This window comes from Plantactinospora sp. CA-294935 (assembly GCF_050936445.1).
GTDB lineage: Bacteria > Actinomycetota > Actinomycetes > Mycobacteriales > Micromonosporaceae > Plantactinospora.
Window position 1 is genome coordinate 9,521,852 of sequence record NZ_JBNJMU010000001.1, and the last position, 12,371, is coordinate 9,534,222.

The 12,371-nt window shown below is 72.8% G+C and carries 11 protein-coding genes; all 11 read right to left on the minus strand.

Annotated features, from left to right (window positions below):
- Positions 1-24 precede the first annotated feature (24 nt).
- Entirely contained in the window at positions 25-486 is a 462-nt protein-coding gene (locus tag ACQEVC_RS41255; RefSeq protein WP_432889284.1) for an NUDIX hydrolase, read from the minus strand.
- 366 nt (positions 487-852) lie between these two features.
- The gene (locus tag ACQEVC_RS41260; RefSeq protein ID WP_432889287.1) at positions 853-987 is read right to left on the minus strand and encodes a hypothetical protein; all 135 of its coding nucleotides are present in this window, start codon (positions 985-987) and stop codon (positions 853-855) included.
- A complete protein-coding gene (locus ACQEVC_RS41265; protein ID WP_432889290.1) occupies positions 984-1,367 on the minus strand; it encodes a hypothetical protein in 384 nt (127 codons plus the stop codon). Before ACQEVC_RS41265 ends, ACQEVC_RS41260 begins: the two co-directional genes overlap by 4 nt.
- 295 nt (positions 1,368-1,662) lie before the next feature.
- A complete protein-coding gene (locus ACQEVC_RS41270; RefSeq protein WP_432889292.1) occupies positions 1,663-2,874 on the minus strand; it encodes a helix-turn-helix transcriptional regulator in 1,212 nt (403 codons plus the stop codon).
- A gap of 173 nt (positions 2,875-3,047) precedes the next feature.
- Positions 3,048-4,748 (minus strand): CocE/NonD family hydrolase, encoded by a 1,701-nt coding sequence (locus ACQEVC_RS41275; protein ID WP_432889295.1) that lies wholly within the window; start codon positions 4,746-4,748, stop codon positions 3,048-3,050.
- 197 nt (positions 4,749-4,945) lie between these two features.
- The gene (locus tag ACQEVC_RS41280) at positions 4,946-5,686 is read right to left on the minus strand and encodes an anti-sigma factor (protein ID WP_432889298.1); all 741 of its coding nucleotides are present in this window, start codon (positions 5,684-5,686) and stop codon (positions 4,946-4,948) included.
- Positions 5,683-6,324: an ECF RNA polymerase sigma factor SigK gene (sigK, locus tag ACQEVC_RS41285; RefSeq protein WP_432889300.1), complete on the minus strand. Its 642-nt coding sequence runs from the start codon at positions 6,322-6,324 to the stop codon at positions 5,683-5,685. The genes ACQEVC_RS41280 and sigK overlap by 4 nt, the downstream gene beginning before the upstream one ends.
- A gap of 104 nt (positions 6,325-6,428) precedes the next feature.
- Positions 6,429-8,177, minus strand: coding sequence for a hypothetical protein (locus tag ACQEVC_RS41290; protein ID WP_432889303.1), 1,749 nt, complete (start codon positions 8,175-8,177; stop codon positions 6,429-6,431).
- A complete protein-coding gene (locus tag ACQEVC_RS41295; protein ID WP_432889305.1) occupies positions 8,174-9,487 on the minus strand; it encodes a tetratricopeptide repeat protein in 1,314 nt (437 codons plus the stop codon). The genes ACQEVC_RS41290 and ACQEVC_RS41295 overlap by 4 nt, the downstream gene beginning before the upstream one ends.
- An 89-nt stretch (positions 9,488-9,576) precedes the next feature.
- A complete protein-coding gene (locus tag ACQEVC_RS41300) occupies positions 9,577-11,307 on the minus strand; it encodes a DUF4331 domain-containing protein (RefSeq protein WP_432889308.1) in 1,731 nt (576 codons plus the stop codon).
- A 176-nt stretch (positions 11,308-11,483) separates the two neighbouring features.
- On the minus strand, positions 11,484-12,368 hold the full coding sequence (locus tag ACQEVC_RS41305) for an FAD-dependent monooxygenase (RefSeq protein ID WP_432889311.1): 885 nt from the start codon (positions 12,366-12,368) through the stop codon (positions 11,484-11,486).
- Between the last annotated feature and the right edge of the window lie 3 nt (positions 12,369-12,371).

Genomic DNA, 12,371 nt, shown 5'->3' on the forward strand with positions numbered 1-12,371 from the left:
ACGCATGTCTCGGGTATTGACTCACTAGTCGGCGAGGTGTATGTCGAAATAGTCCTGGACCGGACCGTAGAACGGATACGGTACGTACTCCACAAGCTCCCTCCGGTTACACCAGGCAACCTCGGCAAGCTCCTCCTCGTCCGCGACGTATGCCGTCCCCTTCAGCACCCGGCACACGACGTACACCATTTTGCGTCCCGTCGCGGGATGGATGCGCTCGCCGAGGCGCTGCACCGAGTGGACCGTTAGGCCGGTTTCTTCGCCGGTTTCCCGGACTGCGGCCTCCTCGGCGGACTCCTCCGGTTCCACCTCCCCCGCCGGAAACTGCCACGAGAGCTGGCCTTCGTTCACACGCCGCCTCACCAGCAGCACCCGGCCGTCGGCCACGATGACGGCAGCAGCGATCAACGCTCGGTCATATCGCTGGTTCACGATGACTCCCTCAACGCCTCCGATGCAGGAGCCTCCGGCCAGCACACCGGACACACACACCTCTTGACAGCAACCTCTGGGCCGTCGCCGACGACGACCGCTCCGGGACAGTCGTGCGGGGTGTCGCTCGACAGCGGCGGCCGGACGGCCAGCCAACAGGGCATACAGATCGTCGTGCCGGTCATCGGACACGCGCCAGGGCCGCCCGGAGGTCGTCAAGGGTCGCATCCTCGGGCAGCGTGCCCGAGCGCAGGAGCCGGACGGCTGCTTCTCGCCGCAGCACGTCGGCCGCCCAGAGCGGGACCGGGCAGCCCTCCGGCGTGCAGTTGAGGCACCTTCCGCCGCGGTCGTGCACGTCGCTCGCCAGTCGGGCGACGGAGTACTCGATCGCAGGGCTCCAGTCCCCAGCGATCCCGCCGCTCATCGGTCGGGTCCATCCACGCGGCGCCAGCGGCCCGCTTCGAGCCGGTAGTCCCGAACTCCGTGCAGCTCGTTGACGACCCACCGGAGTGCATCGAGCAGCAGATCGACCAGCCTCACCACGACGTACTTCATCTGGCGGCCATGGCGTCGAGGATGGCGCCGACCCGGGCCATCAGGGTGATGCACGGACCGTGGTCGGGGTACCTGCCGCACCAGGGCGAGTGTCCCCACACCCGCAGCCAGCCGACATCCCCCCGATACATGATCGGTTCATGGGTCGTGGAGACGACCACGTGGGGTCGGCGGTCGAGAGCCGGGGAGATCAGTTCCAGCCAGTCCGTGGGTTCGAGGCGAAGTACGAGGCCCGCCGGGATCCGCTGGACCAGGACCGCTTCGAGCACGCGTTTCTTGGCGCGGGCCGCTTCGGCGTCTTCCTCGGCCTGCGCTCGTTCACAGATCCGGTCGGCCCGGTACTCGTCGAGAGCGGACTTCCACCTTCCCAGCGTGCCCATCGGTCCCTCCCAGTCGAACCGGGGAGGCATGGCGGCCGGATCCCTCTGCTGAACCCGATCCGGCCGCCACGCCCCGCTTGGACGGGCGGCACCCAACGGGGGAAGGGTGTCGCCCGGCGGACGCGGCAGGCTTGCGGAGTCGCGTCCAGTGAGGGCGGTCACGGCGGGATGAACAGCTACGCGGCACCTGAGGGCGCCCGCCCGTCCGACATCCGCGCCGCGACCGTGCAGTCACCGTAGATACCGCGCAACTGGGTGAGGGGTACGTCACGTACCCGGATACACGGCGTACCCCTTACGGAGTGACTCCGGCTCGTTGAGCCAGCTCAACCGCCTCGGACCGGATCGACGCCGGGGCCTCGGCAGCCAGTCGGGCCAACATGTCCCGGGCCGCAGGGTTGTACCTGACCGTCTCCGGCGAAGTCGCGTCGGCCTTGTGAAGAAGATGAAGGGTCGCTTCCCGCGCGCCCTCGATGTCCGCGCTCCGGGCCAGTTCGACGTAGTGTCGCCCGCGTCGCTCCGTCGAAGGTATCGACGCCGGGTCGAGCGAGTGCGCCCGCCGCTGGGCTTCCTCCGGGTCGCCGAGGTCGACGGCGCACATCACCGCGTAGACGTCGACCAGTGGCCGGGAGACCCGGGTGCGCAGACCGACGAAGTTCTCCGGCAGTACTCGATGCACCACGTTCCGGGCGGTCTCCCAATCCGACCAGGCGCCCTGATCTCCGGTCCGTGCCCGGGTCAACGCCGAGCACAGGTGCAGGTCGGCCAGTATTTCGGCGTACTCGACCGGCCCGTCCGCAACGCGCGGCTCGATGAGCGCCTTCGCTTCGCCGAGCCGGGCAAGCGCCTCGTCGCCGCGGCCGACGGACCGGAGCAGGTGGGCGGCGTACCAGATGGCCTGCGCGACGGCGATCGGATCGTCGGCGTCGAGGGCGGCCGCCATACCCCGGTCGACAGTCAGCCAGCACAGTTCGCGGTCGCCGTGCCAAGCCAAGAACGCTTGGGCGAGGTGGTACGACTGGGCCAGCATGGCGAGCGACTGACGCCGCTCTGCTCCGGCGTGCAGCCGCACGGCGCGCTGGGTGGCGTCGAGCAGGCCGGGCAGGATCGCGCCCGCCTCAGACCGCTGATGACGGGAGGTGTGCCATGTCTGCCACGCCGAATCAACCGCGCCCCGCAGATACTCCGGCGAGGCGGGTACGCCGTCGATGTTGACGTGCCACGCGGTCAACGCTCGGCGGACATCCTCGACTCCGGGGTGGGTGGGTCGACCGTCGAGGGACAGGGTGACGGCCGGACCGAACAGGTCGCCGAGGTCCCGGACGCCCAAGTGGGGTGCGATCTGCTGCGCGGCGCGCAGGGTCAGGGACCGCTTGCCGTTCTCGATGAACTTGACGGTCGTCGGGGAGAGCCCGGCGAGCCCGGCGAGACGTTCCCGGGACAGTCCCGCCGCGCGGCGTAGACGCTCGACCCGCATGCCTGGTGTGGGTTCGGTCTGATCGGTCATGGCGCCACCTCACCGCATTGGGTACATCGTGTACCCGACGGTACGCGGACTCAGCCAGCAGCGCCAGGAACGTATCCGGTCCGCCGCCACTACTCCCGGCTGGAACATCATGTGCGACAAGGCGTAGATGATGTTCCAGCCGGGTCTGACGCGTCACTCCGCTGCCACAGCCGTCAGCTCGTCAGCGGCAGGGTGAGCCGGCTCGGCGAGAGCTGCACGGTGACCCCGGCGGCCGACATGTCGGTGGTCAGGTATTCACCGTGGTTGGCGACCAGCACCAACCCGATCCGGCTGCCGACCGGGAAGACGTAGTCCTTCGGCTCCAGCCGGATCGTCACCGTGTAGGCGGTACCAGGCGTCAGCGGGGTACCGGTCGTCAGCGAGCTGTGGTTCTTGGCGTCGATGGCGCCCCGGCTCACCACCCGGGTCGGCACCCCGTCGGTGTAGTGCACCAGCAGGGCGGTCAACGGCGTACTGGTCGAGGTGGCGCTGAACCGGACCTCGGCCGTGCCGGCCCCGGCCAGCCGACGGGCGGTGGTCAGCGCCGGGGCGAGGTAGACCAACCGATTCGGCTTGGCGGTCTCCGGCTGGCTGGTCATCGCGAACTCGAGCTGGCCCCGGCTGTCGGTGAACGACTGGTTGACCGCCGGGCCGGGCGCGGTCAGCAGGGTGCCGGCGGCGCCGGTGCCCGGCCCGCCGAGGTAGAAGTCGGTCGAGGTGACCGGCCCGGGCCAGCTCGGGTAGGTGTTCGTCACGCCGCCCGGCCGCTTGATGGTGGCCTGCGGCTCGTCCATGATCCCGTTGGCGATGTCGTAGAGCCAGTGGTCCATCCAGCGGCCGACGGTGTCCCGCCCGGTCAGGTCGCTGCCGAACGGGTCGGTGTGCGCCCCGTCGTGCAGCCACAGCTTGCGCGGCACGCCCTGGGCGGCGATGGCGTCCCAGTACCGGCCGAACTGGGTGGTCTTGGTGTTGCCGTCCTGCTGGCCGTGGACCAGGAAGACCGAGGCGTCCACCGAGGCCGCCCCGTCCCGGTAGTCACGCTGCTGCCAGAAGGCGTTCATGTCGGCGGTCGCGTCGTCGGCCGAGTCGCCGAGCGCGGTGTACCGGGCGGCGCACTCGGCGTCGTGCGCGGGCGAGGAGACGTACCGGGCCAGGGATTCGGGGTAGCGGCTGCCGAAGCCGCCGTACGCGATGCCCTGGGCGCGGGCGTAGTCGTACCAGGCGGAGATGCTGGCGATCGGGACGATCGTCTCCAGCCCGTCGATGCCGGTCTCGGCGACTCCGATCGGCAGGGTGCCGGCGTACGAGACACCGATCATGCCGACCGAACCGGTGCTCCAGTCGGCGACCGCGGGCGTACCGTCGGAGTAGGTGGCAGTGGCGCGCCCGTTGAGCCAGTCGATCGCGGCGCTCGCGCTGCGGACGTCCTCCGGGCCGCCGATGGTCGCGCAGCCGTCCGACCCGGCGGTGCCCTGCATGTCGACCTCGACCACGGCGTAGCCGCGCGGCACGAAGTAGTCGTCGTACCAGGCGGTGAAGTGTGCAGGGACGATCAGGTTGCCGCGCGGCGCGGTGCTGTCCCCGAAGTAGGGGCTGGCGTGCATCACCGTCGCCACCTGGAGCCCGGTCTCGGTCTCCTCCGGGCGGATCACCAGCACGGCGATCCGGTCGGTCGAGCCGTCGCCGTCACTGTCCATTCCGGAGTTGACGTAGACGGTCTCCTGGATCGCCGCATCCCTGTCGAAGACCGGCTGCGTGGCGCCGTTCTCGATCACCAGGCCGGGCGGCGCGGCGGTGGCCGGTGCCGTGCCGACCAGCACGCCTCCCACCGTCATCGCCCCGGCCACCAGGGCGGCGGCGAACGATCTGGACATGGCTGTGCCAACGCGATAGCGCATGGTCCCTCCCCCGTACCGGACACGTGGCGCCACGATATCGACCTGAAGCAATCTGACGGAAGTCGATGTGATGTTCGTGATGCGGACGGCATCCGTCCGTGCTGCCTTCGGCGCCCTGGGCCGTCGCGCGGTCCTGAACGGACAGTCCGGCGGCTCAGCCCAGCGGCACAGGCTCAGCCCAGCGGCACGCTGGTCAGCACCGACGTGGTGGGCTGGGCCGAGCCGGCGGCCGGTTCGACGGTCACCGCGACCCCGCTCATCCCCGACAGTCCGGCCAGCACGGCACTGTCGTCGCCGGCTCCGGCGGTCAGCACCCCGGCCGGTCGTGGCGTCGTCCCCTCCATCAGCCACAACTGGTACGCCCGGTCGGCCGGGACCGGGGGTGCACCGACCAGCAGCACCACCCCGGCGTCCCGGGCCGGGGAACTCAGGACGGTCAGCCGTCCCCCACCGGTCAGCCCGTTGCGCCGGACCACCAGGTCCGGCTGGTCGAGGACCTCCTGCATCCGGTCCAACTCGGTGCGGGCGGCGACGGTGGCCGCCCGCTCGTCGCGTACCCGCTGCTGCTGCACCAAGTAGCTGGTCACCCCGGCGGCCACCGCCAGTACGGCGGCGGCGACGGCAGCGGCGGTGACCGTACGCCACCGGGACAACGCAGTCCGGCCGTCCCGGCCCGGCCGGGGCCCCGGTCGCTCCTGACGGGTCCGGGACACCTGGGCCAGCACCTCGGCCCTCAGCCGGGGTGGCGGCACCGACCAGGCACCGTCGGCCAGCCGGGCGGCGGTCTCCAGCAGCTCGCCGACCTCGGCCGCGCAGGACGGACAGTCGGCCAGGTGCCGGTCGAAGGCGGCCCGTTCGAGGTCGTCGACGGCGTCCAGCACGTACGCGCCGACCAGCGTGTGGATGTCGCTCACCTCGTCACCTCCACCCCGAGTACGCCGAGACAGTCCCGCAACCGGATCAGCCCGTCCCGCATCCGGGTCTTCACCGTCGGCAGCGCCGCGCCGAGCAGCTCCGCGACCTCTCGGTAGGTGTGCCCGGCGTAGTAGGCGAGGGTGATCGCCTCGCGTTGCAGCTCGGTCAGGTCACCGAGGCAGCGGCGTACCTGCTGCTGCTCCAGGCGGCGGGCGGCCTGGTCCGGCACCTCGTCGTGCGGCGTCTCGGCCGGGCTCGCGGCGACCCTGACCTGACGGTCGGCACTGGCCTGCTCGGCCCGGACCCGGTCGACCGCCCGGCGGTGCGCGATGGTGCAGATCCAGCTCGTCGCCGAGCCGCGCGCCGGGTCGAACCGGGTCGCCGTGCGCCACACCTCGACCAGTACCTCCTGGGTGACCTCCTCGGCCTGCGCCGGGTCCCGCAGCACCCGGCGGACCAGCCCGTACACCCGGGGGGCCACCAGGTCGTAGAGCCGGCCGAACGCCGCCTCGTCGCCGAGGGCCACCGCCCGCAGCAGCCCGTCCGCCTCGGCCCGGCCCGCGTCCGGCGCGGGCCGGGCCGAGGGTACCGGGGTGAGGTGGTCGGGCCGGCGCCGCGCGCCGCTGGGATCCGTCATGGCACCAGCCTTCCTTCGGTGGTCCACCCGGACCACGAGTGGTATTCGACACGACGATCCGCCGGATCGGTATCCACGGATCTGCCGGTATCCGGGCGCCGTCGCTAGACGACGACGCTGCCCAGGGCACGGCCGGCGAGGACCAGTCCGACGACGAGCACCAGCCCGGCCGTGCCGAGCGGTGCGGCGGAGGCGAGCGCCGCGAGCCGACGCCACCGCCGGGTCAACCGGTCGCGCCGCCGCCGCTGGTCCCACCGCTCGCGCAGCCGGACCACCAGTAGGCCCGCGGCGGTCAGCGTGGCGGCCATGCCGACGCCGTAGCCGACCACGAGCAACACCCCGAATCCGGTACGCCCGAGACCGATCGCGCCGAGCAGGATCACCAGGGCGGACGGGCTGGGTACCAGTCCACCGGAGACGCCGAGCCCCAGGATGCCGAGCCGGCCGGGCCTGTGATGATGGTGGTGCCGCCCCGCCCCGTGACCGTGCGGGTGGTCATGCCCGTGGGCGTGGCCGTGCGTGTCGTCATGCCCGTGCGTGTCGTCGTGCCCGTGGGCGTGCGTGTCGTCGTGCCCGTGGGCGTGCGGGTGGTCATGCCTGTGGGCGTGGCCGTGCGGATGGTCGTGCCCGTGGGCGTGGCCGTGCGGGTGGGCATTGGCCCGATCCTGGGCGTGCGCGTGGGTGTGGTTTCGGTGGTGGTCGACGGCCGAGCGGGCGCGACGACGGCGGACGAGGTCGAGCAGCATGCTCGACCCGACCACCGCGATCAGGCCGCCGCTGACCACGCCGAGCCAGCCGAGCACCGTCTCGCCGACCAGTCCGGCGACCGTGGTCAGCAGCAGGCCGAGCACCAGCACCCCGCCGGTGTGCGTCAGCGTCACCGTCGCGCCGACCGCCACGGCGTCCCTCGGCCGCCCGGCCCGGCCGGCGAGGTAGGCGGCCATCACCGTCTTGCCGTGGCCGGGCAGTGCGGCGTGCGCCGCGCCGAGCACCAGGGCGAGCAGCACGGCCAGCGTCCCGACCAGCGGCGTCAACTGCCGGCTGCCGACCAGGTCACGCAACCGCCGCTCGGCATCCGCCGTCCAGCCGGCGACGGCCGACGACGACTCGCCCGAGGCGGACGCCGAGCCGCCGTCCACCGTCGCGGCACCCGGACCCGCAGCACCTCCTCCGCGAAGTACCGCGCCTCGGCGCGGGCCGCCTCCGCCCGGGACCCCGAGGTCAGCACCCGGCTCCACCCGCAGCCGCGCCGCGCGTACGTCCAGCGGGGAGCTGAGCAGGTCCTCCGGGTACGCCCGCAGCCCCTCGCTCACACTCGCCACCGGCAGCGGGGAGTCGACGATCCGCACCCCGGAGCCGACGGCGGTCAGCTCACGCCAGCCCACCCGGTCGACCCGGTACCGATTGACGATCTCGACCGTCGTCGGCGAGCCGAGTACGGCATCGGCGGTCAGCCGGCACCGAAGCCGGCTGGTGGGCAGCCCGGCGGTGCCGGAGGCGTACTCGAAGGCGGTGTCGCCGACCGTCCAGCCCAGCCGGCGGCCGGCGACGGTGACCTCGAAGTCCCGGGCGAGCCCGGCACAGCCGGCGGTGGCGTACGCGGCGCGTTCCGGCCCGCTCGCGCTGCCGTCGCCGTCCGAGTCGATCGTGCCGGACTCCTGCAACGTCGGCAGTTCGGCGAGGTCGACCTCGGCGGCCACCGCGACCCGGTCGGGGCGGAGTTCCACCGCCGCCGACTGGTTGACCGAGAAATTGCCCAGCGGGTGCGCGCCGGCCGGGCGCGGCGGGACGGCCAGTGCACCGGCCAGTCCCAGCGAGAGTCCGACGACGACCAGTAGCGCGATCCGTCTCATGCTGACCCCAGTCCGGCGAGGGCGCGGGCGGCGGCCGGCGCGTCCAGTGTGGAGAAGTACGGGTTGACGTCGAGCGCCCGCCCCAGGTCGCGCCGGGCGGCCACCCGGTCCCCGAGGGCGAGTTCGATCATTCCGAGGTGGTAGGCGTACCGGGCGTTGCGGGCGCCCAGCGACTCGGCGCGGCGGGCGTAGCCGAGCGCCTCGGCGTGCCGCCCGTTCGCGTGCAGCGCCCAGGCGAGTAGGTCGGCGACCTCGGCGAACTGCCGCCGCTGCCACTCCCGGCCGGCCAGGGTCAGCGCCTCGGCCGGACGGGACCGGGCCAGCGCGAGAGCCGCCCCGGTCAGGGCGTCGGTGCCGCCGTTGGCGGTGAAGAGCTGGTGCGCGGCATGCGCCAGCTCTCGCTGCGCGTCGGCCTCGGCGGGCCGGCCGGCGGCGTCGAGCAGGTCGGCGTATTCGAGGAGGTAGCCGGGGGTCGGTGACCGGGCGGTGAGGTCGGCGTAGCCGGCGACGGCCTGGTCGAGCCGGCCCCGGGCGGCGGCCACCTTCGCCCGGCCCTGGAGCAGCGGCAGATAGCCGGGATCGGCGGCGGTGCCGGCGGCGTACTCCCGCTCCGCGCCGGCCAGGTCGCCAACGTTCCAGGCCAGCTCGCCGAGGTGGTAGCGGCAGAAGGCCACATCGGCCGGATCGAGAGCGGTGTCGAGGGCCTGCCGCAGCAGGGCGGTCGCCTCGGAGATCCGGCCGCGCTGCTCCCGGTCGTAGGCGGCCCGGGTCAGCGCGGTCAGCCCGGGGCGCAGGTCGAGCAGGTGTTGCACCGCCTCGGTCGCCGCATCGGCCCGGCCCAACTGGGTCTCGGCGTCGGCGAGCACCGCGTACGCCTCCGCGCTGTACGGGTTCATCCGCAACGCCTGCCGGGCGTGCCGGGCAGCACCGGCGAAGTCGTGCCGGGCGTTCGCCAGGGCGCCGAGCCCGGCCAGCGCCGGGTCGTTGCCGTCCGGGCGTACCGCGAGGGACCGGCGCAGTACCCCCTCGGCCTTGCCGAACCAGCTCGGGTCCGCCGTGATCCGGGACTTCTCCAGGTACGCCAGGCCGAGCGCCGCCCAGCTCCGGTGGTCGCCGGGGACCCGGCGGAGCTGCTCCTGTGCCCGGTCGATCGTCACGGCGAGCCGGTCGACCCGGGGTACGACCTCGCCGGTGACCGCCGCCGGTGCCGGTGCACGGAGCCCGAGCACCCCGCCGACGCCGAGCAGCAGCACGGTGGCCAGTCCCAGCACCACCAGGGAACGGACCCGGATTCGCAGTAGCCGCCTCATCTCTCCGCTTCCTCTCCTCCGCGATTCCTTCGGTCTCCGGGCCGGGGGCATGGCCGGCACGCGACCCGCCATGCCCCGGCGGCCGGGTGCTACAGCGGTTGGGTGGGCCCGGAGTCGACCGGCGCGGGTCGGCGGCGCCAGCGCAGCCAGCCGACCAGCAGCAGCGTGCCGAGCGCGGCAGCTACCCCGGCGAGACCCCAGGCGACGGTGGTCGCGACCATCGTCGCGGGGGTGTCGCCGCCGTCCCGGCTGGCCAGTCCGGCGAGGCTGCCCGGGGTCACCGACGGGTCGGCGGGCTGCGGCGATCCGGCAGCCTGGTCGCCGCCGTCCCGAGCCGCCCCGGCGCCGGCCCCGGTGCCACCGCCCTTGTTGACCGCGCCGACGTTCGGCAGGGCCAGGTACGGGAAGGAGCCGCCGAACCCGTTGTCGTTCGCGTCCACCCGGTCTCCGGCGGCGAGCGCGTCGACCAGCTTGCCGGTCTGCGCCGCCCCCTCGACGGCCTGGATCGCGATGTCCACGGCGTCGTCGGTGAGCCGCCGTCCGTTCGGGAAGCCCTGGAGGTCACCGCCGAGTACGCCCAGCCGGTTCGGCGTCGCGGCGACCGGCGTCGACAGGTTGAGCCGGAGCATCTCGGCGGGCTGGAACCGGCCCGGCGACACGTCCTGGTTGTTGAGCTGCGAGTTGAGGTCGACCTTGATCGGACCGTCCGGTGTCCTCGTGGTGATCCCGGTCAGGAAGATCTCCACGAGGTCCTGCCGGGGCGTCGCCGGAGCCGGTACGCCGTAGCTGGTCTCGATCAACCGGGGCAGCTCGGGGTTGGTCACCCGGGCCACCACCTCGGGGATGGTGGCGTCCTTCTCCGGCGGCAGCGAGTTGAACGCGTCCTTCAGCTTCGCCGGCACCACCACCTCGTTGACCAGCGGGTTGCCCAGCCGGGAGACCTGCACCCGGTCGCCGCTGCGCGGCACGTCGCCGACCTTGCCGGAGATCCGCACCCGGGCCCGGTCGGTGGTCGCCCAGACGCCGATCACCGGGTTGCGCTTCGGGTCGCCGCGCAGCGCCACGTCCGAGAACGGCACCTGCAGGGCGATGCTGTTGACGTTGTAGCCGGCCAGGGTGTCCTGGCCGGTCTCGCTGAGGTCCCCGCCGTAGAGCAGGTCGAAGACCCGCAGGTCCAGGAAGAACGGGTCGTCGGCCTGGCCGGCGAAGACCTTCCAGCCACCGGGCAGCGTGGTGGTGGCGTCCCGGCGCAGCTTGGCGTAGTCCGGCATGGAGGCGTTGCCGACCCGGGACGGTGCGACCGGCCCGCCGGTGACCCGGGTCTTGAACGGCTCACCGTCGAACGACGACTCCAGCTTGTAGGTCTGCCGGAACAGCAGGTTCTCGTCGTCCAGCGAGGTGACCGGGCCGTTGTTGTAGAGGAACGTCGAGCCGCCCCGCCGGTCGACGTTCTGGAACGTCCACCGGAACGTCGCGTCCGGCCTGGCGTCGCCGTCGTTGTCGACCTTGATGTTGTACGCCGCGTCCGTCGCGAACGGATAGAAGTTCGGGCCCCCGTCCGGCTCCTCGAACGGTGTCCAGTTGGCGATGAACGTGAGATAGCCCGGGCGCTCGGGGCTGACGAAGGCGTACAGGTCGGTATTGTCGATCGCCGGATCCGTGGCGACCAGCGGTGCCTCGCGGTGGCTGGACGCCCCGGCGGTGGTCGGCCCGAGGCCGGCCACCGCTCCGGCGAGGGCGACGCAGGTCGCGGCGGCCAGCGCCGTGCTCACCCGCCGCGCGGGCCCCGGCCGTGCGACCGGCCCAGGTGTGGTGCTCATCTTCCCTCCAAGGGTGCGGACGGTCATGTCGTCTGCCGGCCATTCGGAGGGGAGCGCGTCTGTGACGGGCCGCTGTGAGATTGCCGTCAGCCAGCCATCCGACCGGCCGGTGGCTCCGAATGGGTTCCTCGGCCCGTCCGGATCCGGCACGGCGGGGCCGTCCGGTTCACCCCGGACTACAGGTCCACGACGGAGGCGTCCCGCCCGACCGACCAGCGCGGCAGCGGCGCGCGGTCGAACAGCGCCCAGACGTACGTCTCGTCGACCGCCGACAGGATGGCGCGGACCTGCGGATGCCAGTCCGCGTACGCGGCCAGCGCCTCGCCGAGGTCGCCGCGGTCCGTCCAGGACTCCCGTGTCCAGGCGTCCCGCTCCAGCACCGCGACGACGTTGACCAGCCGACGGCCGCTGACGAAGTAATGCACGAAGTGCCGCCCGGGTCCCATCCAGACCTGACCGGACACCTCCAGGTCCAGATGGCGCAGCCGGTGCGCCGGCACCAGTCCCCGGTACGCGACGCAGCCGGTGAACCGGGGCGCCTCGGCACCGAACAGCTCCCGGCGGACCGTCGAGTGGATGCCGTCGGCGCCGACCAGCACGTCGCACTCCGCCCGCGCACCGCCGGCGAACCGGGCCGTCACGGAGTTGCCGTGCTCGGTCAGACCGGTGAGCCGGTGTCCGAGATGCAGGCGGTCGGCCGGTACCGCCCGGGCCAGCGCGGCCAGCAGGTCGGCCCGGTGCAGGTGGTAGTAGGGGTAGCCGAACGCCGCCTCCATCGGCGCGCCCAGCGGTGCGCGCAGCAGGGTCCGGCCGTCCGCCCAGCGGCGCTGGTGCAGCGCCACCGGCCGTACGCCGGTCCGGGCCAGCTCGGCGGCGAGGCCGAGCCGGTGCAGGATCCGGGAGGCGTTCGGGCTGACCTGCACGCCCGCACCGACCTCGGAGAGCGTCGCCGCCTGCTCGTAGACCTGGACGTCGAAGCCGGCCCGGAGCAGCGACAGGGCGGCGCTGAGCCCGCCGATGCCGCCGCCGACGATACCGACCGAGATGCCGTCCGTCCCCATGAA